21 protein-coding genes are annotated in these 24,080 nt (G+C 71.7%); 7 read left to right on the forward strand and 14 right to left on the reverse strand.

Features of this window, described 5'->3' with window-relative positions:
• Positions 1–50: 50 nt before the first annotated feature.
• The 3 genes from ACIBHX_RS12355 to ACIBHX_RS12365 are packed head-to-tail and all read left to right on the forward strand — an operon-like array spanning position 51 to position 3,090.
• Positions 51–1,820 (forward strand): NAD+ synthase, encoded by a 1,770-nt coding sequence (locus ACIBHX_RS12355; RefSeq protein WP_397066827.1) that lies wholly within the window; start codon positions 51–53, stop codon positions 1,818–1,820.
• A gap of 29 nt (positions 1,821–1,849) precedes the next feature.
• Entirely contained in the window at positions 1,850–2,695 is an 846-nt protein-coding gene (locus tag ACIBHX_RS12360; protein WP_397066829.1) for a TIGR03619 family F420-dependent LLM class oxidoreductase, read from the forward strand.
• A gap of 11 nt (positions 2,696–2,706) precedes the next feature.
• A complete protein-coding gene (locus ACIBHX_RS12365; RefSeq protein WP_397066831.1) occupies positions 2,707–3,090 on the forward strand; it encodes a hypothetical protein in 384 nt (127 codons plus the stop codon).
• Here ACIBHX_RS12365 and ACIBHX_RS12370 read toward each other — a convergent pair.
• The 6 genes from ACIBHX_RS12370 to ACIBHX_RS12395 all read right to left on the reverse strand — a co-directional run bounded on the left by ACIBHX_RS12370 (position 3,087) and on the right by ACIBHX_RS12395 (position 10,852).
• Entirely contained in the window at positions 3,087–4,304 is a 1,218-nt protein-coding gene (locus ACIBHX_RS12370) for a hypothetical protein (protein WP_397066833.1), read from the reverse strand. The genes ACIBHX_RS12365 and ACIBHX_RS12370 overlap by 4 nt on opposite strands.
• Entirely contained in the window at positions 4,301–4,684 is a 384-nt protein-coding gene (locus tag ACIBHX_RS12375) for a hypothetical protein (protein WP_397066835.1), read from the reverse strand. Before ACIBHX_RS12375 ends, ACIBHX_RS12370 begins: the two co-directional genes overlap by 4 nt.
• Positions 4,681–6,678, reverse strand: a complete 1,998-nt coding sequence (locus tag ACIBHX_RS12380) for a hypothetical protein (protein ID WP_397066837.1) — start codon at positions 6,676–6,678, stop codon at positions 4,681–4,683. The genes ACIBHX_RS12375 and ACIBHX_RS12380 overlap by 4 nt, the downstream gene beginning before the upstream one ends.
• 272 nt (positions 6,679–6,950) lie before the next feature.
• A complete protein-coding gene (locus tag ACIBHX_RS12385) occupies positions 6,951–7,556 on the reverse strand; it encodes a TetR/AcrR family transcriptional regulator (RefSeq protein ID WP_397066839.1) in 606 nt (201 codons plus the stop codon).
• A 7-nt stretch (positions 7,557–7,563) separates the two neighbouring features.
• Positions 7,564–9,114 (reverse strand): MFS transporter, encoded by a 1,551-nt coding sequence (locus ACIBHX_RS12390; RefSeq protein WP_397066840.1) that lies wholly within the window; start codon positions 9,112–9,114, stop codon positions 7,564–7,566.
• 526 nt (positions 9,115–9,640) lie between these two features.
• On the reverse strand, positions 9,641–10,852 hold the full coding sequence (locus tag ACIBHX_RS12395) for an MFS transporter (protein WP_397066841.1): 1,212 nt from the start codon (positions 10,850–10,852) through the stop codon (positions 9,641–9,643).
• A gap of 134 nt (positions 10,853–10,986) precedes the next feature.
• On the opposite strand from ACIBHX_RS12395, the gene panB reads away from it, so the two are divergent.
• Positions 10,987–11,808, forward strand: a complete 822-nt coding sequence (gene panB, locus ACIBHX_RS12400; RefSeq protein ID WP_397066843.1) for a 3-methyl-2-oxobutanoate hydroxymethyltransferase — start codon at positions 10,987–10,989, stop codon at positions 11,806–11,808.
• A 440-nt stretch (positions 11,809–12,248) separates the two neighbouring features.
• Here panB and ACIBHX_RS12405 read toward each other — a convergent pair whose 3' ends face one another.
• From ACIBHX_RS12405 to ACIBHX_RS12430, 6 genes are all read right to left on the reverse strand, one after another.
• Positions 12,249–13,733: a nitrilase-related carbon-nitrogen hydrolase gene (locus ACIBHX_RS12405; RefSeq protein ID WP_397066845.1), complete on the reverse strand. Its 1,485-nt coding sequence runs from the start codon at positions 13,731–13,733 to the stop codon at positions 12,249–12,251.
• 138 nt (positions 13,734–13,871) lie between these two features.
• Entirely contained in the window at positions 13,872–14,537 is a 666-nt protein-coding gene (locus ACIBHX_RS12410; protein WP_397066847.1) for a response regulator, read from the reverse strand.
• Positions 14,538–14,541: 4 nt separating this feature from the next.
• Positions 14,542–15,624, reverse strand: coding sequence for a sensor histidine kinase (locus ACIBHX_RS12415; RefSeq protein ID WP_397066848.1), 1,083 nt, complete (start codon positions 15,622–15,624; stop codon positions 14,542–14,544).
• A gap of 59 nt (positions 15,625–15,683) precedes the next feature.
• Complete coding sequence (locus tag ACIBHX_RS12420) at positions 15,684–16,691, reverse strand: threonine/serine dehydratase (protein WP_397066850.1); 1,008 nt, start codon at positions 16,689–16,691, stop codon at positions 15,684–15,686.
• Positions 16,691–16,987 carry an ArsR/SmtB family transcription factor gene (locus tag ACIBHX_RS12425; protein ID WP_397066852.1) on the reverse strand — a complete coding sequence of 99 codons (297 nt, stop codon included), beginning with the start codon at positions 16,985–16,987 and terminating at the stop codon, positions 16,691–16,693. The genes ACIBHX_RS12420 and ACIBHX_RS12425 overlap by 1 nt, the downstream gene beginning before the upstream one ends.
• A gap of 173 nt (positions 16,988–17,160) precedes the next feature.
• Complete coding sequence (locus ACIBHX_RS12430) at positions 17,161–18,324, reverse strand: trans-sulfuration enzyme family protein (RefSeq protein WP_397066854.1); 1,164 nt, start codon at positions 18,322–18,324, stop codon at positions 17,161–17,163.
• Positions 18,325–18,383: 59 nt separating this feature from the next.
• Here ACIBHX_RS12430 and ACIBHX_RS12435 point away from each other — a divergent pair, with 59 nt between their 5' ends.
• From ACIBHX_RS12435 to ACIBHX_RS12445, 3 genes are all read left to right on the forward strand, one after another.
• Positions 18,384–19,799 carry a PLP-dependent aminotransferase family protein gene (locus ACIBHX_RS12435; RefSeq protein ID WP_397066855.1) on the forward strand — a complete coding sequence of 472 codons (1,416 nt, stop codon included), beginning with the start codon at positions 18,384–18,386 and terminating at the stop codon, positions 19,797–19,799.
• A gap of 59 nt (positions 19,800–19,858) precedes the next feature.
• Positions 19,859–20,542: an alpha/beta hydrolase gene (locus ACIBHX_RS12440; RefSeq protein ID WP_397066857.1), complete on the forward strand. Its 684-nt coding sequence runs from the start codon at positions 19,859–19,861 to the stop codon at positions 20,540–20,542.
• 67 nt (positions 20,543–20,609) lie between these two features.
• The gene (locus tag ACIBHX_RS12445; RefSeq protein WP_397066859.1) at positions 20,610–23,339 is read left to right on the forward strand and encodes a BTAD domain-containing putative transcriptional regulator; all 2,730 of its coding nucleotides are present in this window, start codon (positions 20,610–20,612) and stop codon (positions 23,337–23,339) included.
• 14 nt (positions 23,340–23,353) lie between these two features.
• On the opposite strand, the gene ACIBHX_RS12450 is transcribed toward ACIBHX_RS12445, so the two are convergent.
• Positions 23,354–23,668, reverse strand: coding sequence for a winged helix-turn-helix domain-containing protein (locus ACIBHX_RS12450; protein WP_397066861.1), 315 nt, complete (start codon positions 23,666–23,668; stop codon positions 23,354–23,356).
• Positions 23,652–24,080: a hypothetical protein gene (locus ACIBHX_RS12455; RefSeq protein ID WP_397066863.1), complete on the reverse strand. Its 429-nt coding sequence runs from the start codon at positions 24,078–24,080 to the stop codon at positions 23,652–23,654. Before ACIBHX_RS12455 ends, ACIBHX_RS12450 begins: the two co-directional genes overlap by 17 nt.

Here is a 24,080-nt window from a genome sequence, read left to right on the forward strand (position 1 = left end):
ACTTTTCGTCTCTTTGAAGATAAAAATCGGGACATACTACGCTTGACTCCGTGGCCCAACTGCGCATTGCCCTGGCACAGACGAATCCGACCGTCGGCGACCTGCCTGCCAACGCCGATCTGCTCGTCGAGTGGACGCGCGAGGCCGCCGACCGCGGCGCGCACCTGGCCGTCTTCACCGAGATGTTCCTCACCGGCTACCCGGTGGAGGACCTGGTGCTCAGGACGTCCTTCGTGGACGCCAGCATCGCGACGCTGGAGGACGTGGCGGCGAGGCTGGAGCGGGAGGGGCTCGGCGGGCTGCCGGTGGTCGTCGGCTACGTCGGCCGGGCCAACCGGGCGCCGCGCGTGGGCCAGCCAAAGGGGGCGCCGCTGGACGCCGCCGCGCTGCTGTACCGCGGGGAGGTGGTGACCAGGACGGCCAAGCACCACCTGCCCAACTACGGCGTGTTCGACGAGTACCGCTACTTCGTGCGAGGCGACCGGCTGCCGGTCTTCCGGCTGCACGGGGTCGACGTGGCCATCGCGGTGTGCGAGGACCTGTGGCAGGACGGCGGTCCTGTGGCCGTGGTGGGCCAGGCGGGGGCCGGGCTCCTGGTGGTGCCGAACGCCTCGCCGTACGAGAAGGAGAAGGACGACGTCCGGCTGGAGCTGTGCGCGCGGCGCGCCCGCGAGGCCGGGTGCGCGCTGGTGTACGTCAACCAGGTGGGCGGGCAGGACGAGCTGGTCTTCGACGGCGACTCGCTGGTGGTGGACGCCGCGGGCGAGCTGGTGGCGCGGGCGGCGCAGTTCCGCGAGGAGCTGCTGCTCGTCGACCTGGACCTGCCGGTCTCGCACGCCGAGCCGGGCGAGTTCCCGCACGACGCGGGTGACGGGTCGACGATCACCGTCGACCGGATCGTGCTGTCGCAGGAGCCGGTCGAGCCCTACCAGCCGCTCCCCCACCGGGTGGCCGAGCGGCTCGACCTGCCCGCCGAGGTGTACTCGGCGCTGGTGCTCGCGGTGCGCGACTACGTGGTCAAGAACGGCTTCCGCTCGGTCATCGTGGCGCTGTCCGGCGGCATCGACTCGGCGCTGACCACCACGATCGCCGCCGACGCGATCGGGCCCGAGCGGGTGCACGTGGTGCTGATGCCCTCCCGCTACTCCTCCGCCCACTCGGTGACCGACGCCGACGAGCTGGTGCGCAGGCAGGGGGTGAACGCGCAGATCGCGCCGATCGCCGACATCGTCAACGCCTTCGAGAAGGAGATCGAGCTGTCGGGGCTGGCCGCGGAGAACCTGCAGGCGCGGGTCCGCGGCATGATCCTCATGGGGCTGTCGAACGAGCACGGCCACCTGGTGCTGACCACCGGCAACAAGAGCGAGCTGGCCACCGGCTACTCCACGCTCTACGGCGACTCGGCGGGCGGCTTCGCGCCGATCAAGGACGTGCCCAAGACGATGGTGTGGGAGCTGTCGCGCTGGCGCGACGCCCACACCGAGCCCTGGTTCGAGCTGCAGGCGGATCGGCCCATCCCGGAGAACTCGATCGAGAAGGAGCCCAGCGCCGAGCTGCGGCCCGACCAGCGCGACACCGACTCGCTGCCGCCCTACGAGGTCCTCGACCCGCTGCTGGACGACTACGTGGAAAAGGACATGGGCTCCCAGGAGCTCATCGCCGCCGGCCACGACCCGGCGCTGGTGGCCCGCATCATCAGGCTGGTGGACCTGGCCGAGTACAAGCGGCGGCAGTACCCGCCGGGCCCGAAGATCACGCCGAAGAACTTCGGCCGCGACCGGCGCCTGCCGATCACCAACAGGTGGCGCGAGTTGCCTTGACACCGGCGTCAGGGTTCTAACGTGGCCGGGTGAAATATGGAATCGCCTACAACACCGCGCTGCACGGCCTCGGCGCCGAGCAGGTCGTGACGTTCGCCCGGCACGCCGAGGCGTGCGGGTTCGAGTCGCTGTTCGTCCCCGAGCACCCGGTCCTGTATCCGGGTGCCATGGTCGGGCCGTACGAGATCCCGCCGTCGATGCCCTACGCCGACCCGCTGGACCTGCTGAGCTTCGTCGCGGCGAGCACGCGCCGGATCCTGCTGGGCACCGGCGTGCTGCTGCTGCCCTACCATCACCCCGTGCATCTGGCCAAGCGCCTGTCGACCATCGATGTACTGTCCGGCGGGCGGATGCGGCTGCTGACCGTGGGCCTGGGCTCGCTGCCCGGTGAGGCGCACGCGCTCGGCGTCGACTTCGCCTCCCGCGGCCGCCGGGCCGACGAGGCGATCGACGTGCTGCGGCTGCTGTGGACCGGCGGCGAGGAGGGTGTCAGCTTCGACGGGGAGTTCTTCTCGCTCGACCGTGCCTGCAGCTTCCCCAAGCCGTACGGCGTGCCTTCCCTGCCCGTCCATGTGGGTGGCTCGAGCCGGGCGGCCGCACGGCGGGCCGGACGGCGTGGCGACGGCTTCTTCCCCGGCGGGGCGCTCGGGCCCGAGGAGCGGGCGCTGCAGTGGGAGCTGGCCCGTTCCGCCGCCGCGGAGGCGGGGCGCGATCCCGGCGCGCTGGAGTACACCCGCTGGGGCGCCATCGACATGGACTCCGAACGGGTCGAGGAGCTGGCCGCGCAGGGCGTGACGCGGATCGTCGTCAGCGGCGGCCTGGACCAGATGTCCGCCTTCGCCGAAGCGCATTGCGGAAGATCGACCACCGTGTGATCATGGGCGGAATGAGGCGCCTCGTGGCATTCCTGACCTCCGTCCTCCTGGCCGTCGCGCTCCTCGCGTCCCCCGCCGACGCCGCGGCCGGCGGCACCCGGCTCAAGCTGCGCTTCGGCTGGTGCGAGTCCGCGTGCAAGATCTACGTCACGGTCACCAATAGGAGCCGCCACTCCATCTCCTGGGTGGGCGGGACGTGCCGCCTGTACGTGAACGGGCGCTACGTCGGCAAGGGGACCATCTACATCGGCCCGATCCGGCGCGGGGCCTCCCGCACCAGCACCTGCAGCGTCGTCGACGCACGCCTGGTGGACGCCTGGTACGACTACCAGGACGGCGAGGCCGGCTTCCAGACCTACGCCGCGGCCCACGCGCAGGCGCACTACCGCTACTAGGCGAGCAGCAGGGTCAGCCCGCCCAGCGTGTAGCAGATCATCAGGATGAACAGCGGGATCTGGCCCGCGATCGCGCGGGCGGGCGGCAACAGGCGCACCGACCGGTCGTGCGCCGCGATCACCCCGCACACGTGGCCCGTGACGATCGCCACGACCTGGACCGTGGCGATCGTCGCGGGCGACACCGCGTTCTGGTCCACCCGGGCGGGCAGCCACAGCGCCAGCACGGCCGCGCGCTGGCCCTCGATGACCAGGAGTGAGAAGTAGTGCGCGATCAGGTATCCGACGGCGATGGGCACCAGCGAGTGGGCGAAGCGCGGCGCCAGCCCTCTGGCCCCGCCGATCAGCCCGGCGGCGGCCAGGCAGCCGGCGTACAGCGCGGCCACGGCGGCGACCGTGGCGAGCAGGCCGAGCGTGCCCAGCCCTGTCCTGCCGAGCGGGCCGGTCTGCAGTGCGCTCACCCAGCCGGGAGAGCCGGAGAAGCCGTCGTAGGCGGTGCCGCCCAGCAGCACGCAGACCGTGGCGAGCAGGCCGGGCGCCGGCTCGATCGCGTCCAGACCGTCGAACGGGCCGCGCAGCACCACCTTGCCGTCCGCCCGCCTGCCAAGCGGTGACAGCCGGCCGATGAGCGTGGAGTACACCTCGAAGGCGTCGCCACGCTCCAGCCACGCGTGGCCGTACACCAGCGTGCCCGTCACCTGGGCCGCGCCGTACACCAGCAGGAAGGCCGCCAGCGTGAACCGGTCGGCGGGGTGCGGCGAGACGAGCTCGGTCCAGGTGAAGGCGAGCAGCCCGAGCGCTGCGGGCCAGTAGCCGAGCCGGAGCGGCAGCGGCCGGAGCGGCCGGTCCGGCAGCAGCCGCAGCGGGTCGAGCAGCCGCCAGACCGGCCCGAACAGCAGCGACGCCGGCACCAGCCCCACCCAGAAGACCACGTAGAACAGGTACGGCGCGGCATTGCCCGCATCCGGCCCCACCATCAGCCAGCCCGCGGCGTAGGCCACCACGAGCAGCGTCGCGACCCGCAGTGCCGTGGCGGGCGGCCGGAGCCTGATCACGCGGCCCGCCGCGTCGCCGCGGAAGCGCGAGTCCGGCCACAGCAGCCCGAGCGCCAGGAACGAGGCCACCAGCGCGGCCAGCGCCCCCGCGTAGGCGTAGAAGATCGGGATCGGCAGGTCGCTGCGGCTGCCGACGCCGTGCGCCAGCACGCCGGTCATCGCACCGCGACCTGGGTCAGGACCAGCTCGGTCTGGTGCGTTTCGACCTCGAACACGCCGGTGATGGTGGCCTTGAAGCGGATGGTGACCGGTTCGCCGGGCCGCAGCTCGGACTCCAGGTCGTAGCCGTGCACGTGGAGCTCGTCGGCGACGTCGCTGGTGACGGTGATGGCGACCTGCTGGCCCTTGGACACGTCCAGCCAGCCGGAGGGCGGGCTCACGTGCCCGTGGTTGATCGAGATGGTGGCCTCGATCTCGCCCGCCGGGGCGCTGGGGTCCGACGTGGCCACCTCGTGGGTGGTGCCCGGGCGGTGGTGCGTGTCCGACAGCGGCGCGCACGCGGTCACCAGGGCCAGCGCCGCGATCCACGCCTTCCTCATACCGGCACCTCGACCTGCGGCGTCTCCTCGACCCGGCTGCGCCGCGGCGCCAGCACCACCACCGCGCACAGCACCCACAGCCCGGTGAGCAGGCCCCGGATCCAGCCCGGACCGACCGGGATGATCGGGATCAGGTGGACCGACCGGTCGAAGGCGTCGGCGAAGGCCAGCAAGCCCAGGATCACGCTGAACCAGCCGAATCCGCCCCGCCTGGCGAGGCCCACGCCCAGCCACCAGCTCCCCATGCCGACCAGCGCGAGCGAGGCTCCTATGGTGCTGTCGAAAGCCGCCGCGAGGACGTCGAGGAAGAGCCCGGCGAAGCCCATCACGGTCGCCACCGCCAGAACCCTCGCCGAGTCGCTGCTCCGGCGACGCCTCCACAACAGGGCGGCGATCAGGGCCAGGACCAAGGATCCCGCGAGGGCGAGCTGGGTCTCGACCTTGGCCAGCCCGGTGGCGCCGAACCAGTCGCAGCCCGCGGGCAGCTTGGCGTCCCTGGAGCTGAAGTCGGCGCACAGGTAGAGCTTGACGAGCTTGACCGGCTCGGCCACCCACCGGTTCGAGCCGCCCGACAGCGCGGGCGCCCGCGCCCCGCACACCGGCAGTACGGCCGGCGTCGACGCGCCCGTGTCCGCCTGCCAGCAGTTGCCCGTGCCCTGCCCGTCCCACCAGACGTTCACCCCGTTGCCGCGGAAGAGGTTGCCCTCGTAGCGGTTGTCGTTGGAGGTGTCGGCCTGCTTGGCGAGCGAGGTCTCACCGCGGATGAAGGCGGGCACGCCGAACAGCTGGAACCCGGCTCGCTGGTGCCCGGAGATCCGGTTGCCGCGGAAGACGTCGTAGTTGCCGCCGGCGACCAGGATGCCGGTGCCCGGCGGGACGCCGACCTGGGAGCAGACCACACCCCTCTCGTAGCCGCGTTCGGCCGGGGGCTTGTTGCAGGTGCCGTTGCGAATGTAGCCGTAGTAGTCGCGGTTGTTGTCGTGGATGTCGTTGTTCTCGAACTTGGCGTGGTTCTGCGGCAGTCCCGGGTGGCTGGGCCACAGGCTGTCCATCGTGGCGCCGACCATGTTGTCGTAGAACTCGTTGTCGTGGACCCACATCGAGTCGCCGGCCGTGCCCGAGTAGCCGAGCGCGTTGTCGTGACTCTTGCAGCGGCGGATCTCGATGGCGTACCTGGGCACCTCGTGGCCGCGGCCGTTGTTGATGTTGGAGGCGCTGCCCGGGTAGAGCCCGCCGTCGCCGTTGCCGTAGGCCTCGCAGTCGGTGTAGAGACCGTGGTCGCTGGCGAAGGTCAGGAAGCCGTACTCGTCGTTCCAGCGGGTCAGCACCTTGTCGATGACGAAGCCGTCGGTCTCCAGCACGTACAGCGAATTGAACGTGGTGCGCTGGGCGGTGAAGTTGCGGAAGTAGACGCCGTCGGTGCGGTCGGCGCGGATGGCGTTCAGCTTGCGGTACTGGGCGTCGACGACCACGTCCAGCGGGCCTGCGCCGGTGCCCTCGATCTGCAGGTCCTTCTTGCCGAGGACGGCGACCAGGTTCTGGTTGTGCGGGCACCGGCTCTGTTGTTCGAAGGAGAGGATCTGGTAGCCCCACGAGGACCAGCGGGCGGGCAGCCGGGCGCAGTCGCCGGTGGGCGGCGCCTGGCTGGGCTCCTCCTGGTAGAGGCCTGGCAGCATCGCGATCGTCATCCCCGGGCGGTCGACCTTGTCGACGGCTTCCTGGAGGTTACGGAAGCCGTTGCGCTGGCACTTCGCGAAGAGCTCGGCGTTGCGCCGCCGGAGATCATCCGGAAATGTCGCGATACGACGGTCGAAGTCGGCCTTGTCGGACTTACACACCAGCAGGTCGGGGTCCGCGGTCCGGTAGACCGGCACCGAGCCGGTCCCGTCGGGGAGCTTGACCGGCCGCTCGTCGTGGGCCAGCGCCGCCGTTGCGGGTATGAGCAGCCCTAGGGCCATTCCTAAGACGATCGCGATCTTGCGCATGGGGGGCATGCCCGGAGACTAGAACTGTGCTCACGTTTTGCCTAGCGCTTGCTTCTTCCCAGGCGACCGGATCCCGTGCGCCGTGACGGCGGGCAACCGTCCCCGACTCGCCGCAAGCGCCGGTCGCGGGCCCTCAGCCGGAGTACGGCGGGCGGTCGGTGGGCGGCCTGCCGTACAAAATGAAAGGCCCAAAGGGCAAGAAGGTCATGCCGCCTGCCGTACGAAATGAAAGGCCCGCACGGCAAGGAGGTCATGCCGTGCGGGTGCGAGATGTCAGGAGACTACGAGGCCAAACCCCGCAGCGCGTGGTCGACGAGGGACTCGGCCAGGCCGGCCGGGAGGTCGCCGGCCGGGCCCCACTTGGTGAACCAGAGCATGGCGCCCGACATGATCGCCATGGCCAGCTCGACGTCCACGTCCTGGCGCAGTTCGCCGTTGGCTACGCCGCGCTCGAGCGTGTTGCGCATGGCCTGCCTGCGCGGCTCGACGGCCGTCTTGAAGAAGCGCTCCATGAGCTGCGGGTAGCGGTCGGACTCGCTCATCGCGATGTTCATGACGCATCGGACGCGGCCCATGCCCGCCTCGACGCGCATGGCGTCGAGGAGGGTGATCAGGTCCGCCCGCACCGACTCGCCCGACAGTGCGGGCAGCGGCGCCTTGAGCGTGACGAGGGCGTCGACGACCAGGTCTTCCTTGTTCGACCAGCGGCGATAGATGGTCGTCTTGCCGACGCCCGCTCTGGCGGCGATCGCCTCGATCGACAGCTCGGAGATGCCCATCCCCTCGCCGATCAGGTCGAGCGTCGCCTCGATGATGGCCTTCTCGGCCTTCTCGCTGCGCGGCCGGCCCGCAGGCCGGGTCGCCTGGCTTGCTTCCTGGATCGTCATCGCGGCCTCACACTACCGCTGGTTCCTTCGTCTCTGCATGACGTGCCGGGCGCGGCTTGCCCGGCATCCACTTGGCCACCATCAGGACGCCCAGCAGCGCGATGACCGCGGACACCATGGCCGTGACGTGCATCCCGTGGATGAAGGCGTCGAAGGCGGGCTTGATGAGTCCCTGCCCCTGGGCGCCCAACGCATGCGCGCCGCCCACGGTCGCCATGAGCGACTCGCCGAGCTTGTCACGGACGGCGGACGGCAGCCCGTTCAGCGCGGGCGCGATCTCTCCCCGGTACTGCGTGGACAGGACCGAGCCGAGGATGGCCACGCCCAGCGCACCGGAGAGCTGGCGAACGGTGTTGCTCATGGCCGAGCCGACGCCGGCCTTCTCCCTGGGCAGCGACTCCATGATCGCGGTGGTTGCCGGCGGCATGATGTTGGCCATCGCGGCGCCCTGGACGAAGAAGACGACCTCCATCAGCAGGACGGGCGTGTTCAGGTCGAACAGCGCGTAGCTGGCCAGCGCGGCGGCGACCACGAGCATGCTGACCGTGGCGGCGACCTTGGCGCCGAGGGCCTGGTTGACCCGCTGGCTGAGCGGCGCGAAGATCAGCTGCGCCGCGGCGAACGGGATCATCAGCGCGCCCGCCTGGACCGGGCTGAACCCCTTGACGATCTGGATGTAGAAGGTCAGGAAGAACATCCCGCCCATCATCGCGAAGAAGACGACGCCCATCATGCCGATGGCGGAGGAGAAGCGGACGTTGCTGAAGTTGCGCACGTCGAAGGCGGGGTGGTCGATCCGCCGCTCCCACCAGACGAACACGCCCAGCACCGCCAGGCCGATCAGCGACGGGACCAGCACCTCGGCGTCGGTGACCGTGGCCAGTTCGCCGCCGCGGATGATGCCGTAGACGACGGCCACCAGGCCCACGATCGACAGCAGCACGCCGACCGGGTCGAGCCTGGACGGCTTGGGGTCGCGCGACTCGGGGACGACGGTGCTGATCAGGATCAGGCTGATGATGACGATCGGGACGTTGATCAGGAAGACCGAGCCCCACCAGAAGTGCTCGATCAGCAGGCCACCGGTGATCGGGCCGACCGCGACCGCGAGCCCGACGCCGCCGGCCCAGATGCCGATGGCCTTGCCACGCTCGGTAGGGGGAAAGACATTGGAGATGATCGCCAGCGTGGCCGGCATGATGGCCGCGCCACCGATGCCCATCGCCGCCCTAGCGAAGATCAATTGCGTGGGATCTTGGGAATAGGCACTGGCCAGCGACGCCAGGCCGAACAGCGCCATGCCGATCATCAGCATCCGCTTTCGGCCGGTGCGGTCGCCGATCACACCGAAGGTGAACAGCAATCCGGCGAAGACCAGGGTGTAGGAGTTGATCGCCCATTCCAGCTGACTCTGCGTAGCGCCGAGGCCGACGTTGGGGTCGGCGATGGTCTTCATCGCCACGTTCAGGATCGTGTTGTCCAGCACGACCGCCAGCAGGCTGAACACCAGCACGCCGAGGATGCCCCAGCGGCGGGGGTGGCCCGTGTTCGCGTCCATGACAGCTTCCTTTAATTTCGATACGACTAAGTTTCGCAACGCAACCGTATCGCAAGGAATTCCGATACGCAACGGGCCCGTTTCGTAACCTCACCCTAACAACCGGTTAACCCCGCACTCTGCTCTCGTCGTCCGGCGAACCGCCGTCGCCCTCTCGCGCTTCCTGCTCTCGTTACGGCGAGCCACCGCCACCGCACTTGCGCTTCCTGCTGTCTTACGGCGAGCCACCGCTACCGGCCGTCCGCCGTACTCCGGCTGAGGACCCGCGACCGGCGCTTCCGGCGAGTCGACGCCCCTTGCCCACCGTCACGCGCTTCGTTATGCGGGCACCACGGTCCCCTGGCCCGCCGTACAGGGCGCCGACCTTCGCCGTACACCCTCTCGCCGACCCGGCGCCTGGAAGCGCGACCGTGGGCGAGACCCCAGGAAACGCGGCTGTAGGCGAGGCCCGGGAAGCGTGACCGTGGGGGCGCGACCCGGGCCGCCCGACCGCGCCGACGCGGCGTATGGGGTGCGTGATCGTGGGTCAGCGGGAGGCGGGTTCGGGTTCGGGGTCGGGGATGCGGGTGGCGGGTTGGGGGCGGCGGCGCCAGAAGGGGGCGGCTATGACGACCATGGCGACGCCTACGAGGCCCGCCGTGAAGAAGGCCCACGGTGGGCCGTGGGCGTCGATGATGGCACCGGCGATGGGCGACGACGAGGCGCCGCCGATCAGCAGGGCCGTGCCGTGCAGGCCCATGGCCTCCCCCCTGGCTCCGGCGGGGACCCAGCGGCTGACCGTGTCGACGGTGGACGACAGGGCGGGGGCGCACAGGACTCCGGCCGGCAGCAGGGCCAGGAGGAGCCACTTCCAGTCGCCGCCGACCAGCGCGACGGGGACGGTCAGGACGCCCATCAGCGCGATGAGCAGCAGCGGCGAGAAGCCCCGCGACAGCCCGCCGTAGACGAAGCCGCCGAGCAGCGAGTACACGCACCAGATACCGACAGCCAGCCCCACCCACCCGGTCTGCCCGGCGTGCTCCATCGTGCCGACCAGCGACAGCTCGGTCGCGGTCAACACGAACGTGGCCGAGGCCACGGTGCCGAGCAACGCGATGAACGCGGGCGTGAGCCACTGGCGCCTGGGCACCTTGACCGCGGGCGTCTCGAGCTCCTCGGCCGAGCGGGTGGGCGGGTTGAGCAGGAGCAGGGCCAGGCCGGAGCCGGTGATGCCGACGGCGATGACGCCCAGCGTCCAGCCGCTGCCGAGTGTGGTGATCCCGGCGACCGCCAGCGCGGGACCCGTCATGTAGGACAGCTCCACCAGCATGGAGTCGAGCGAGAAGCCCATCCTGCGCTGCTCGACGGGCACCATCGCGGCCAGGCACTGCCGGATCACGCTGAAGACCGGCAGCATCAACAGCCCGCCGACGGCCGCGGCGACCACGAGCACGGGATAGGGCAGCGCCCAGGCCGTCGACCAGAACAGCGCCTGGGCGACGGTCGTGACGGCCAGGATGGGACGCAGGCCGTACTTGTCGACGAACCTGCCTGACAGCGGTGAGCCGATGGCCATCCCGACCGTGCTCGCCATGGTGACCAGGCCCGCCTTGGCGAAGCCGAGCCCCATGCCGTTGACGACGTGGAGCGTCAGTGCCATGCCCATGGCGGTGGCCGGGATGCGCGCGAGCAGCCCGACCAGGAGCAGAGTGCGGACGCCAGGCAGCCTGAGCAGGCGCCTGTAAGGTTCGATGGCCATGTTGATTGCTTACCTCCGCCACTATTGTGACGGGCGGGGCTGACAGTTTCGCCACCGGATATCGCCACGTGAGACCATCGGAGGCGTCCGGGTACGCCGCTGGGGCGACTCGAGACCTTTCTGGAGGCTTCACCATGTCCTCTCTGTACGGCGGCACGTCCCAACGAAGGGTCACCGTCCGCGACCTGGCCGCGGCCAAGGAGTCCGGTGAGAAGTGGCCGATGGTCACCGCCTACGACGCGATGACGGCCCGCGTGTTCGACGAGGCCGGCGTCCCGGTCCTGCTGGTGGGCGACTCGGCGGCGATGGTCGTCTACGGCTACGACTCCACGCTCCCGGTCACGGTCGACGACCTGCTGCCGCTGACGGCGGCGGTCGTGCGCGGGTCGCGGCGCGCGCTGGTGGTCGCGGACCTGCCGTTCGGGTCGTACCAGTCCTCGCCTGCGCAGGCGCTGGAGTCGGCGGCCCGCTTCATGAAGGAGGCGGGCGCGCACGCGATCAAACTGGAAGGCGGGCGCCGCGTGCTCCCGCAGGTCGAGGCGCTGGTGTCCGCCGGGGTGCCGGTGATGGCGCACCTCGGGCTCACCCCCCAGTCGGTCAACGCGCTGGGCGGCTACCGGGTACAGGGCCGCGGGCAGTCGGGCGACGAGCTGATGGCCGACGCCAAGGACCTGGAGCGGGCGGGCGCGTTCGCGGTGGTGCTCGAGTGCGTCCCCACGGACCTGGCGGCCCGGGTGACCACGTCGCTGTCGATCCCCACGATCGGCATCGGCGCCGGTGCGTCGACGGACGCGCAGGTGCTGGTCTGGCAGGACATGATGGGCCTCACGCCGCAGCCGGCCCGCTTCGTCAAGCAGTACGCCGACCTGAGCGCGGTGCTCGACTCCGCCGTCCGCGCCTTCGCCGCCGACGTGGCGAGCGGCGTCTTCCCCGGCCCCGAGCACACCTACAGCTGACCCCTCAGACACGGCGAGATCTCTCTCCTGTACCGCGAGATCTCTCTTCTGTACCGCGAGATCTCTCTGTGTACGGCGAGATCTCTTAGGTACGACGAGATCGCTCTTCTGTACGGCGGGCCGCCCCACCGGCCGCCCGCCGTACTTCGGCTCAGGCCCTCAGCCCGGCGCTTGCGGCGAGTCGGTTCCGCTTGCCCGCCGTCACGGCGCTTCGGCAGCCGTGTCCCACGGTCCCGCTGGCCCGCCGTCCAGGGCGCCTCGTCACCCGCATCCCATGGTCCCCCGCCCCCGTCCGGGGGCGTTCATCGCCCGTGTTCCACGGTCCCGCTGGTCCGCCGTTCGGGGTGCCTCGTTACCTGTGTCCCACGGTCCCCATGGTCCGCCGGGCGGGGTGGTGGCCTTCGCCGTGCAGCTCCTGCCTGGAAGTGCGTGAGCCTGCGTCAGTGAGCTGTAGCGGTTTTGGGGTGTCTGGTGGGTTGCTGGGTGGGTGGTTGGGGGCGGCGTAGGGCTGCTGCTCCCACGGTTACGGCGAGCATGACGGCGCATGTCCATGGGAACCAGTCGCCGACGCGGGCGTAGAGCGTGGGGGGCGCCGGGGCAGGGAGGGGCGTGGTGAGCGTGGCGAAGTCGCCGTCGCTGGTGGTCTCGGCGACGATGCGGCCTCGGGGATCGCTGACGACCAGGGTTCCGGCTCGGGCGGCGCGTGCCACGGTGACGCCGGATTCGACGCCGCGGGTTACGGCCATCCGGCCGTGGAGCCAGCCGTCGTCGACGAAGTCCCAGGCGGGTGCATAGAGCACGGTCGCGCCCCGGGCGCGGAAGGCGCGGACGAGTTCGGGGTAGTCCAGGTCCTTGCAGATGATCATGCCTTCCGTGGTGCCGGGGAGCAGGGCCAGGGTGCCCTCGCCGGGCTGGACCTCGTTCTCGACGCCGGGGATGAGGTGCTTCTTGACGTACCGCACGCCCGATGGCAGGGCGAGGGCGACGTTGTTGGCGCCCTGTCCCCGTTCCTGCACCAGGCCCGCCACGATCGTCACCCGGTGGCGGGTGGCGACGCGGCTCAGCGGGGCGAGCGCGGCCATGGTCTCTGGGCGGACGCGGAACGTCTTCTCCGGCAGGACGATCGTCCGGACCCCGCGCGCTGCCAGGGCCTCGGCGCGGGCCGCGTAGCGGGCCACCAGATCACGGCCCTCGGCGGTGTCGACCGGAATCGTGTCGTTGGGGTGGTCGGTGACGAGCAGCGCGATCCGGTCGCCACCGGCCGGTCCGCCCCGGCCGGTGGCGATCCGCTCGGTGGCGATCCGGCCGGTGGCGGACGGGGCGGACCCCAGGAGCTGGAATGTGCCGTAGGCCAGCGCCACGGCCACGACGGTGCCGAAGGTCAGCGCAAGCCGCGCTCGGCCCGCCGTACCCGAGAGCGCGGCGGCGACCGCCGAAGGGACGGCGAGCAGCAGGAACGTGACACCCCATGCGCCGGTGAGCGAGGCGGTCTGCAGGACAGGCAGCACGTCGGCCTGCGTATAGGCCAGGCTCCACCAGGCGCCGTGCGGCATCGCGACGGAGAACGCGTACTCCACCACCGCCCACCCGGCGGGCACGAGCAGCGCCGCGGAGACCGGACGGCCCCGCCGTACCAGGGTGCCGAAGCCCGCCGTGAGCAGGCCGAACAGCAGCGCGGGCGCCAGCTGGCTGAGCACCAGGATCGGGAGGGGTATCTCCACCACGTTCAGGAAATAGCGCCACATGGGGGCTTGGCCGAGCGCCCAGACGGCGAACCCGGCGGCCAGCGCCATACGGAACCGGACGCGCGCCGCGACGAGCAGCACCGGCAGCGGCGCGAGCCAGGTGAACCACGGCATCGGGTGCAGCCCGGTGCCCAGAATGAAGAGAACGGCCGACAGCGCGACCGCGAACGGCTTCCACATGCCGTCGATGCTGCGCCCGCGCGTCCCTCCAGATCATCGCCCGCAGGCGCGATCTCCCCCATCACTCCCGGGGACCACTGCCCCTGACCCGTGACCTCACGAATCACTCCCGGGGACCACCGCCCCTGGCCCGCGGCCTCAGCCGTCGCTTCCGGGGAGCACCAGGCCCGACTCGTAGGCGAAGACGACGGCCTGGACGCGGTCGCGCAGGTCGAGCTTGGTGAGGATGCGGCTGACGTGCGTCTTGACGGTGTGTTCGCTGACGACGAGCCGCGCGGCGATCTCGGCGTTGGAGCGCCCGGCGGCCACCAGGCGCAGCGTCTCGTTCTCCCGGTCGGTCAGCGCCTCGAGCCGGGCGGCGAGCCGGGGCGCGACGCCGTGACCGGGCCGCCGTACCAGGTCCTCGACCAGCCGCCGGGTGACGGCGGGGGCGAGCAGCGACTCCCCCGCGGCGACGACGCGGACGGCGTGGGCCAGTTCGTCGCGCCTGATGTCCTTGAGGATGAATCCACTCGCACCCGCCCGAAGTGCCCCGTAGACGTACTCGTCCAGGTCGAACATGGTGAGGATCAGCACCTTCGCCGACGTCGTCGCACAGATCCGCTCGGTCGCCTCGACGCCGTCCATGCCGGGCATCTGCACATCCATCAGCACCACGTCAGGCGCCAGCGCGGCGGCCGCGGCGACGGCCGCAGCCCCGTCGCCCGCCTCGCCAACCACCTCGATGTCCGGCTGCGCGCCGAGGATCATGGCGAACCCGGCTCGGAACAGGTCCTGGTCGTCGGCGATCAGCACGCGCAGCATGCCCTCATCCAACAGGAAGCTCGGCCGACACGACGAAGCCACCGGGCCCCGGCCCGGCGTGCAGCGTCCCGCCACAGGCCTCGGCCCGCTCCCGCATCCCCTTGACCCCATGCCCACCCGACTCGGCCCGCTCCCGCATCCCCTTGAGCCCGTGCTCGCCCGGCGCGGCCCCGCCGTCGTCGGCCACCTCTACGCGCAGGCCGTCTCCCCACGCGAGCTGGATGCGTACGGCCTGCGCATTCGAGTGCCGCAGCACGTTGGTCAGCGCCTCCTGGACGATCCGGTAGGCGGCCGCGTCGACCTCGTCGGGGACCGGCCGCGGCTCCCCCTCGATGGCCAGCTCGACCCGCAGCCCCGTCCTGGCGATGCGCTCCACCAGCTGAGGAAGCGCGGCCAGGCCGGGCCGCTCGGCGCGCAGGGTCCCGATCAGCCCGCGGAGCTGCAGCAGCGCCGCGCGGCCCGTCTCGGCGATGGTGTCGAAGGCGTGCTCGGCCCTGGCCGGATCGGAGCGCAGCACCACGGGTCCCGCCTCGGCCTGCACGACCATCAGCCCGACGGAGTGGGTGACGATGTCGTGCACGTCGCGGGCGATGCGGGTGCGCTCCTCGTCCGCGGCCTGCGCCCGCTCCACCGCTACCCGCCGCGCACGCTCGGCCACCTCGGCGGCCTGGGCCCGGCGCGCCCTGGCGCCGAGCCCGAGCGCGTAGGCGGCCACGAACGACGTGCCGACGAAGCGCCACGCCTCGGAGTCCTCGTGCGGCACCAGGAGCGAGGCCGTCACGATCACCGCGGTCGCCGGCACCACGACCAGCCGCTGCAGGGCCGTACTCTGCGCGGCGATCGTGTAGAGGCCAACCAGCGGCCCGAACGGCAGCAGCGGCTTCTCCCACACCACCATCGCGGTCATGGCCAGGCCTACCACCAGGCTGGCCCGGATGGGCGCGCGCCGTACCCAGTACACGGGCACCGACGCCAGCACCGCCAGCCCGATCACCCACCACGGCCGCGGACTCGGCACCAGCACCGGGATCACGGTGGCCGCGGTGACGGCCACGGTGATCGCGAGATCGACACGCCGGGACTCCACCGGGCGAGTCTAGATGTCCGTTTCCTGCCCGGCGTCGCTCCCGAGAGCGACCCCGCGGGTCACTCCCGCGGCTGAGCCAGCGTGGCCGGGTCGGTGTTCGACCCGCACACCAGCACCGCCACCCGCTCCCCCGGCTCGGGCACGTAGGCGCCCGCCAGGAGCGCGGCATAGGCCGTCGCACCGGCGTGCTCGACGGCCAGGCGGTACTTCTCCCAGAGGGTACGGCGGGCCTCGATGATCGCCTCGTCGGACACGAGCACGCTGGCGACCCCGGCACGGGACACGATGTCGTAGGCCAGCGCCCCCACCTTCGTGGCCCCCAGCGCATCAGCCCCCACCCCGCTCACCTCAACGGGCACAGGCCTCCCCGCCTCCAGCGCACTGTGCAACGCATGCGTCAACTCCGGCTCCACCGCCACAACCCGCGGTCCGGTCTTCGCGTCGCCCTTGCCCGCGGTGGGCAGGGTGCCGGAGTCCATCGCGGGACCGGTCTTCGCGGCGGCCTGGCGCGCGGTGGGCAGGGCGCTGGAGCCGAGGACGATGCCGGCGATGAGGCCGCCGCCGCCCACGGCTACCAGGATCGTGTCGACGCCGCCCGTCTGCTCCACGATCTCCAGACCGACCGTGCCCTGGCCTGCCACCACTTCGGGCTGGTCGTAGGCGTGCACCTCCAGTGCCCCTGACTCGGCGGCGCGTTTGGCGGCGGCCTCGGCGGCCTCCGAATAGATCGACCCCGTCTGCGTGATGTCGGCGCCCAGGGCCCGCAGCCCCGCCACCTTGACCGGGCTCGTCACGGTCGGCACGAAGATCTCCGCCCGCACGCCCAGCGACCTGGCCGCGTACGCCACAGCCAGCCCGTGGTTGCCGCCGCTGGCCGCGATGACCCCGGCCTCGGGCACGCTTCCCGCCGACAGGATCCGGTTGAACGCCCCGCGTACCTTGAACGACCCGGAATGCTGCAACTGCTCCAGCTTGAAGAACAGCCCCGGCGCCACCTCGTAGACGGGTGTCCGCAGGACGTGCCCGCGTATCCGCTCGGCCGCCGCCCGCACATCCGGAAATATCATCACAGCTCCTGGTCGATGGTCCGCTTGAGCTCTGCTATCCGCCGCTCGTCCCGCTGGTAGAACACCCACTGCTTGATCCGCTTTCCCCGGACCAGCCCGGCCCGCTCCAGGATCTTGAGGTGCCCGGTGGCGCTCGGCTGCATCATCCCGAGCTTCTGCGCGATGAACAGCGAGCACACCCCGTCGGCCACCAGATCCCCGTCGACCTGCGGCGGAAAGTGCGCCACGGGGTCCTTCAACCACTCCAGGATCAGCAACCTGGGCCGGCTCGCCAGCGCCTGCATCTCGGACAACACTGAGGCATTTTCCTAATCCCCTAACCCTCCCGTCAACCCTCCTGGCAGCGGGCTCCCGCATTTCCCGGCTCCCAGGTCACGCCCGAGCAGCACACGGGCACACCCCGAGCAACACGCGGGCACGCCCGAGCAGCACGCGGGCACGCCCGGGCAGCGCAAGAGCGCGCGCGGGGTCAGGAAAGGGCCTGGGAGATGTCCTCCCAGAGGTCCTCTGGGTGTTCGATGCCGACGGCGATGCGGACCGTGCCTTCGCTGATGCCGTGGCGGGACAGTTCGGCGGCGCTGAGCGAGCGGTGGGACGTCGTCGCCGGGTGGAGGACGAGCGTCTCGACCCCGCCGAGCGAGGGCGCGAGCAGCGCGAGCCGGATGGAGCTCATGAACTTCTCCCCCGCCTCACGCCCCCCGGCCAGGTCGAAGGCGAAGACCCCGCCGAAGTCCGGCAGCAGCTTGACCGCCAGCTCGTAGGAGGGGTGGCCGGGCAGCCCCGGCCAGTGGACCGCCGAGACGGCCGGATGTTCGGCGAGCCGGGTGGCCAGCAGGCGGGTGTTGGAGCAGTGCCGCTCCATCCGCAGTGCCAGCGTCTGCAGCCCGCGCAGCGTGAGCCAGGCGGCGAAGGGGTCGGCGGCGGCCCCGAGTTCGATCGCGAAGTGCCACACCTTCTTCCACAGCGCCTCGTCGGCGAAGACCGCGATGCCGCCGACGACGTCGGTGTGGCCGGAGAGGTACTTCGTGGTGGAGTGGACGACGATGTCCGCGCCGTGCTCGATCGGACGGCACAGGATCGGCGAGGCGAAGGTGTTGTCGACCACCGAGAGGAGGCCGAGGTCGCGGGCCGCGGCGCACATGCCGGGCAGGTCGGCGACCTGGGCGATGGGGTTGGCGATGGTCTCCAGGTAGACGAGCCTGGTCTCGGGGCGTACGGCTGCGCGCAGGGCGGCGGGGTCGTCCTCGGGCACGTAGCTGACGGTGATGCCGAAGCGGGCGACCAGTTCGTTGATCATGGCGGCGGTCCCGCCGTAGAGCGCCTTCTGGGCGATCAGGTGGTCGCCCGGCTTGAGCAGGCCGAGCAGCACCGTGTTGATCGCGGCCATGCCCGAGCCGGTGGCGATGGCGCCGGCGCCGCCCTCCAGGCCGGAGATCGCCTCCTCCAGCGAGCGGACGGTGGGGTTGGTGTAGCGGCCGTACACGAACGGGCCGTCGGGGCGGCCCATGGCGTCGGCCATCACCGCCGGGTCGTCGAACACGAAGCCGGAGGTCTGGTAGATCGGCACGGTGATGGGGCGGCTGTGCTCGATCGGGGGTTGCGGCAGGTGAACGGCCCTGGTGTCTGGTCTCATGCCACCAGCTTCGCCGGAAATGTGGAGGAAGTTCAGATCCAATGCGGCAGAATTGGTCCATGAATGGGGCCAATCTCGATGATCTGGTCGACCTGCTGGGGCGCTGGGCGTCCGGTCGCGGGCCGCTCTACCTGCTGCTCGCGGCCAGGTTCCGCGCCCTGATCGACGACGGCGTGCTGCCCTCGGGCGAGCCGCTGCCGCCCGACCGGGTCCTGGCCGCCCGTCTCGCGGTCGGTCGCGGCACCGTGGTGGCCGCCTACGACCTGCTGCAGCAGGAGGGCCGCGTGGTGCGCCGTCAGGGCAGCGGCACCCGGGTCGCCCCGCTCGACCTGCCCGCCACCCGCACCGCCGACAGCGTGGTGGCCAACCCGCTGCTGCTGCACATCCTGCATCCGCCGGACGGCGTGCAGTTGCTGACCTGCGCGGCCCCTGACGAGCCGCCGGCGCTGATGGTGGAGGCCTACCAGGAGGCCGCCGCGCGGCTGTCCGGGACCCGTGACCTGGGCTACCAACCGGCGGGCAATCCGGCGCTGCGCGAGGCGGTCGCCGGCTACTACCGCGACCGCGGGCTGCCGACCTCGCCGCAGGAGATCCTGGTGACGACCGGCGCCCAGCAGGCGCTCACCCTGCTGGCGGCGCTGCTCCTGGCGCCGGGTGACACCGTGCTCACGCAGGCGCCGACGTATCCGGGCGCGCTGGAGGTCTTCCGCCACGCCGCCGCGATCGTCAAGCCGCTCGAGTCCCCTGACCGGCCCGCGGCGATCTACGTGGTACCCACGGCGAGCAACCCCACCGGCTCGATCATGGATCCGCCCGAGCGGCGCCGCCTGGTCGGGCGGGCCGCCGCGCTCGACGCGCCGCTGATCGACGACGAGGTCAACGCCGAGCTCTGCTTCTCGGGCGAGACTCCCCCGCCGCTGGCCCGCTACGCCTCGGGCGACGCCGAGCACGTCATCACGATCGCCTCGATGAGCAAGCTGGTGTGGGGCGGGCTGCGCGTGGGGTGGATCCGCGCCACGGCGCCGCTGATCTCCCGGCTCGCCCGGCTGCGCGCGATCCACGACCTGGGCGGCGAGGTGGTCTCGCAGCTCGCCGCCGCCATCCTGCTGCGCCGCCTCGACGAAGTACGGCGGGCCAGGGTCGACCGGCTGCGCGCCGACCACGACCACCTCTGCACCGAGCTGCGTTCCCGGCTTCCCGGCTGGACGTTCGAACCCGCGCTCGGCGGCCAGACGCTGTGGGTGCGGATTCCGCGGGGCGACGTGGACTCCTTCTCCCAGGTGGCGCTCAGGCACGGTGTCGCCGTGGCACCGGGCAGGTCGTTCGATCCGCTGGGCGGGCTGGCCGACCGGATGCGTCTGCACTTCCTGTTCCCGAAGGAGGAGCTCACGCTGGCGGTCGAGCGCCTGGCCGAGGCCTGGGTCGCCTACGACGGCACCCGCCACCCCGCGGCCCGGCACCAACTGATCGTCTAACTGGTCAGCTCTGGGCTGATCGGGGTTCTCCAAGGCGGGCGATGGGCGAGGGTAGGGGCATGCAGTCGACCTTCGTGCTCGTGCACAGCCCGTCCGTTGGCCCGTTGACCTGGGCGCCGGTGGCCGCCGCGCTGCAGCGGGCGGGCCACGCCGCCGTGGTGCCCGACCTGACCGGCGTCACCCGGGGCGGCCCGCCGTACTGGCCCGCCGTGGTCGAGGCGGTGCGGGCCGGCACGCCGGAGGGGCGGGTGGCGCTGGTGGCGCACAGCAACGCGGGACTGTTCCTGCCCGTGATCAGGGAGGGGCTGGGCGACCGAGTGGAGGCGTGTGTGTTCGCCGACGCCCACCTGCCGCCGCGGGAGGGGCTGGTGCGGGCGGCCGAGGAGGAGTTCCAGCCGTTCCTGCGCGGGCTGGCCGACGAGCGGGGCGTGCTGCCGCGCTGGACCGACTGGTGGAGCGAGGAGGACGTGGCGCCCATGTTCCCCGACGCGGCCACCAGGGCCGCGGTGGTGGCCGAGCAGCCGCGGCTGCCGCTGGACTACTACACCCAGCGCGTCCCTGTGCCCGCCGGCTGGGATCGCGGCAGGTGCGGCTACCTGTGGTTCGGCCCGCCGTACGACACGTTCGCGGAGGAGGCGCGGCGGCGGGGCTGGCCGGTGCTGCGGACGCCCGGGCACCATCTGCACCAGCTCGTCGATCCTGGCGCGGTAACAGCGGCCTTGCGGAAGTTGACGGGAAAGTAGGGGTACCAGACAGGGACAAAGTAAATCTAATTTGGGACAATTACGGCGGCACTCATAAGGGGGCAATGTGTCGCCAATCCGATTTGTCATCCTTGGGCCACCCGCGATTGCGGAGAAAGGGGAGGAGATCCGGCTCGCCACCCGGCGCTCCCGGGCGGTGCTGGCGCACCTGCTGCTGAGACCCGCCTTCTCGGCTTCCGTCGACACGCTGGTCGACGCGATTTACGGGGACACGCCGAGCAAAAGCGCGCGCAATCAGGTGCATCGCGGAGTCGGGGAACTACGCAGGCACGGGGTGACCATCGACGTCCACGACAACGTTTACACGCTGGCGGCCGCCGAGGATGAGGTGGACGCGTTCGTTTTCGCCCGTTCATGCGAGCGGGCCGCGGACTGCTCGGAGCGGGGTGATCACGGCGGGACCGCGCGCACGCTGCGCGAGGCGTTGCGGCTGTGGCGAGGCCCGGCGCTGGACGGGCTCGACAGCACGGCGTCGGTGACCGCGGCCGAGGAGTGGAACGAACGCCGCATGACCGCGACCGAGGACCGCGTCGACGCCGACCTGGCGCTCGGCCGGCACCGCGAGATCATCGCCGAGCTGCGGCACCTGACCGGCCGGCATCCGCTGCGCGAACGTTTCCACGGCCAGCTCATGCTCGCCCTGTATCGTTCCGAGCGCGGGAGCGAGGCACTGCGGGTCTTCGCCGACCTGGAGGCGCTGCTGCGTACGGAGCTGGGCACCGATCCCGCGCCCGCGCTCCAGGAGCTGCATCTGCGGGTGCTGCGCCAGGACAGCACGCTCGAGCTCACCGAGGAGATCGCGGTCGAACACCCGGCCGCCACGCCCGTCCCCCGGCAGCTTCCGCCGCGGCCCGGCCGGCTCGTCGGGCGCGATCCCGAACAGCTGCCGCTCGCGCCGCTGACGGTGTTCACCGGGCCGGGCGGGTCGGGCAAGACGGCGCTGTGCCTGGAGGCCGCGCACCGGATGGCGCCCGGCCACCCCGACGGCCAGCTGTTCGCCGACGACCTGCGCGACCCCGGCGAGGTGCTGGCGGCCTTCCTGTTCGCTCTCGGGGTTTCCGGCATTCCCGCCGGCGTGGCCGCCCGTTCCGCCCTGCTGCGGTCCGTGCTCGCCTCGCGGCGGGTGCTGATCGTCCTGGACGGCGTGTCCGACCCCCGCGTGGTGCGGCTCTTCCTGCCGGGACACGACGGCTGCGCGGTCCTGGTGACCAGCCACTCGCCACTGGCCACCCTGCCGGACGCGGTACGGGTGGACGTGCCCCCGCTCGCTCCCGGCGACGCGCTCGCGCTGCTGGCCGAGGGCGCGGGGGCCCGCCGCGTGGCCGCCGAGCCCGAGGCCGCCGCGCGGGTGGCGGAGCTGTGCGCCAGGTTGCCCGCCGCGCTGCGCATCGCCGCGGCCAAGCTCGCCGTACGGCCGCACTGGCGGCTGGAACACCTTGCCCAGCGTCTGTCCGATCCGGCCCGCATCCTGCGCGAGCTGCGCCACGACGACCGCGCGATGACGCCGATCCTGGCGCGCGGCTACGAGGCGCTGCGCGCGCGGCACCGGGCGCTGCTGCGCGCGATCGGCTACTACGGCGTGCCCGAGGTCCCGGTGGAGATCGCCGCCGCCCTGGCCGACGCCCCCGTGGACACGGCCGCCACCCTCCTGGAGGACCTGGCGGAACACCACGTCCTGGTAGCCCGCGCCTCCACACAGCACGAGGCGTCGCCCGGCTCGGGCGAGGTCTTCCGATGTCATGAGCTTCTGCTCGGCTTCGGCGCCGATCGAGCCATCGCCGAGGACTCGGCCCCCGCGCTGACCGCCGCACTGACGCGGGCGTTCGGCGCGTGGCTGGCGCAGGCCGACGCCTCGCACGCCGCGCTGCGCGGCCCGGGTCACTGCGTACCGCGCGGCTCGGCGCCGCGTTACGACGTCACCCCGGCCGCGCCCGGCGCCTCCTGGTTCGCCGACCACCTGCCTCTGCTCATGACCGCCGTACGGCGTGCCGCCGCGGCCGGGCTGTCGGAGTCCTGCTGGGAACTCGCGGTGGCCCCGCTGGCGTGCTTCGAGGCGGGAGCCCACTTCCAGGCCTGGCTGGAGTCACACGAGATCGCGCTGTCGTGCGCCAGGAAGGCAGGAAACCTGCGCGGGCAGGCGGCCATCCACTACTCCCTCGGCCAGCGGGCCCTGCTGGTCGGCGACTACGCCCGGTCGGCCGCGCATCTCGACCGGGCGCTGGGCCTGTTCGGGGACCTCGACGACCGCCACGGCCGCGGGCTGGCGCTGCGGCTGCAAGCCGACCTGCGCAGGATCCACGGCGACGTGGCCGGTGCGCACGCCGCCTACGAGGAGGCGGCGTGCCTGCTCAGGGAGACCGGCGACCCGGTGGCCGAGGCCGACGCGCTCGGCGGGCTGGCGCTGCTCTCCCACGGCACCGACGCCGCCCAGGCCTACCTCGACCGCGCGCTCGCGCTGTGCCGTTCGGGGGGCAGCCTCCGCGGCGAGGCCCAGATCCGGCGCGGCCTGGCGATGCAGTCGGCCCGCACGGGGACTCCGGAGAACGCCTACCCGGAGCTGCTCGAGGTCCTGGACATCGCCACCCACCTGGGCGACCGCGTCATGCAGTCGGACGTCCTGCTCGACCTGGGCACCACCCGCATCCTCATGGGGGATCCCGAGGCGGCCCGCGTCACCCTCACCAGCGCCGAGGAGGTCGCGCTGAGCTCCGGCGTGGCCCGCGTCGTCGCCCGCACCCGCCAGGCCCGCGCCTTCCTCCACGACCCGGTGCTCTAGCTGGGACGGCGGGGTCACTCGGCGGGCGGGACCGTGGCGCCTTCGGCGATGGCGCGCAGGGCCTGGAGGTGGCGGTCGAAGGCGCGCCGCCCCGCGGCCGTCAGCGACAGGTAGCTGCGCGGCCGCTTGCCCACGAACGTCTTGCGCACCTTGACGTAGCCCGCTCTCTCCAGCGTCGAGATCTGCTTGGACAGCGCCGAGTCGGTGATCTCCACGGTGTCGCCCACGGATCGGAAGTCGGCCTCGTCCACCGCCGCCAGCGCGGCCACGATGGAGAACCGCACCGGCGAGTGGATGATCTCGTCGAGCGCCTTACGTGGATGGTTCACGGCCGGCCCTGAGGTCCAGATATGCCACGACGAAGAAGGGTACGGCAGTGACCAGCGCCCCCGGCAGCCACCATGCCCACGAGCCGGGAAACACCGCCGACCCCACCACGACCACCGCCGAGTAGATCCCGGCGCCGCCGGCCCCGCACAGCGCGTACAGGCTGCGGTAGTGACGCGGCACGACGGGCCGGGTGCTGGTGTAGACGATGAGCACGAGCAGCGGCACCAGCCCCACCGCGGTGATCGCGTAGCTGGCCGGCGGCGGCACGAGCACCCCGAACACCAGCAGGATCACCACGGCCAGCACGCCCAGCCCGGCGGCGACGACCGCGTGCAGCCGCGCCTTGGCCCGTATCCGGGAGCCCGCGGCCCTGGCGTCGGCGAGGGCCTGCTCCGCCTGTTCCCTGTCCAT

It is taken from the genome of Nonomuraea sp. NPDC050536 (assembly GCF_044457685.1).
Taxonomy (GTDB): domain Bacteria; phylum Actinomycetota; class Actinomycetes; order Streptosporangiales; family Streptosporangiaceae; genus Nonomuraea.

Excerpts from the sequence above, each read along its gene's own strand:
- ACIBHX_RS12365 (WP_397066831.1), top strand. The coding sequence starts at position 2,707 with ATGAGGCGCCTCGTGGCATTCCTGACCTCCGTCCTCCTGGCCGTCGCG.
- ACIBHX_RS12455 (WP_397066863.1), bottom strand. The coding sequence starts at position 24,080 with ATGGACAGGGAACAGGCGGAGCAGGCCCTCGCCGACGCCAGGGCCGCG.
- ACIBHX_RS12395 (WP_397066841.1), bottom strand. The coding sequence starts at position 10,852 with ATGGCCATCGAACCTTACAGGCGCCTGCTCAGGCTGCCTGGCGTCCGC.
- ACIBHX_RS12430 (WP_397066854.1), bottom strand. The coding sequence starts at position 18,324 with ATGAGACCAGACACCAGGGCCGTTCACCTGCCGCAACCCCCGATCGAG.
- ACIBHX_RS12440 (WP_397066857.1), top strand. The coding sequence starts at position 19,859 with ATGCAGTCGACCTTCGTGCTCGTGCACAGCCCGTCCGTTGGCCCGTTG.
- ACIBHX_RS12420 (WP_397066850.1), bottom strand. The coding sequence starts at position 16,691 with ATGATATTTCCGGATGTGCGGGCGGCGGCCGAGCGGATACGCGGGCAC.
- ACIBHX_RS12435 (WP_397066855.1), top strand. The coding sequence starts at position 18,384 with ATGAATGGGGCCAATCTCGATGATCTGGTCGACCTGCTGGGGCGCTGG.
- ACIBHX_RS12390 (WP_397066840.1), bottom strand. The coding sequence starts at position 9,114 with ATGGACGCGAACACGGGCCACCCCCGCCGCTGGGGCATCCTCGGCGTG.
- ACIBHX_RS12370 (WP_397066833.1), bottom strand. The coding sequence starts at position 4,304 with ATGACCGGCGTGCTGGCGCACGGCGTCGGCAGCCGCAGCGACCTGCCG.
- ACIBHX_RS12405 (WP_397066845.1), bottom strand. The coding sequence starts at position 13,733 with ATGTGGAAGCCGTTCGCGGTCGCGCTGTCGGCCGTTCTCTTCATTCTG.
- panB (WP_397066843.1), top strand. The coding sequence starts at position 10,987 with ATGTCCTCTCTGTACGGCGGCACGTCCCAACGAAGGGTCACCGTCCGC.
- ACIBHX_RS12375 (WP_397066835.1), bottom strand. The coding sequence starts at position 4,684 with ATGAGGAAGGCGTGGATCGCGGCGCTGGCCCTGGTGACCGCGTGCGCG.
- ACIBHX_RS12410 (WP_397066847.1), bottom strand. The coding sequence starts at position 14,537 with ATGCTGCGCGTGCTGATCGCCGACGACCAGGACCTGTTCCGAGCCGGG.
- ACIBHX_RS12380 (WP_397066837.1), bottom strand. The coding sequence starts at position 6,678 with ATGCCCCCCATGCGCAAGATCGCGATCGTCTTAGGAATGGCCCTAGGG.
- ACIBHX_RS12385 (WP_397066839.1), bottom strand. The coding sequence starts at position 7,556 with ATGACGATCCAGGAAGCAAGCCAGGCGACCCGGCCTGCGGGCCGGCCG.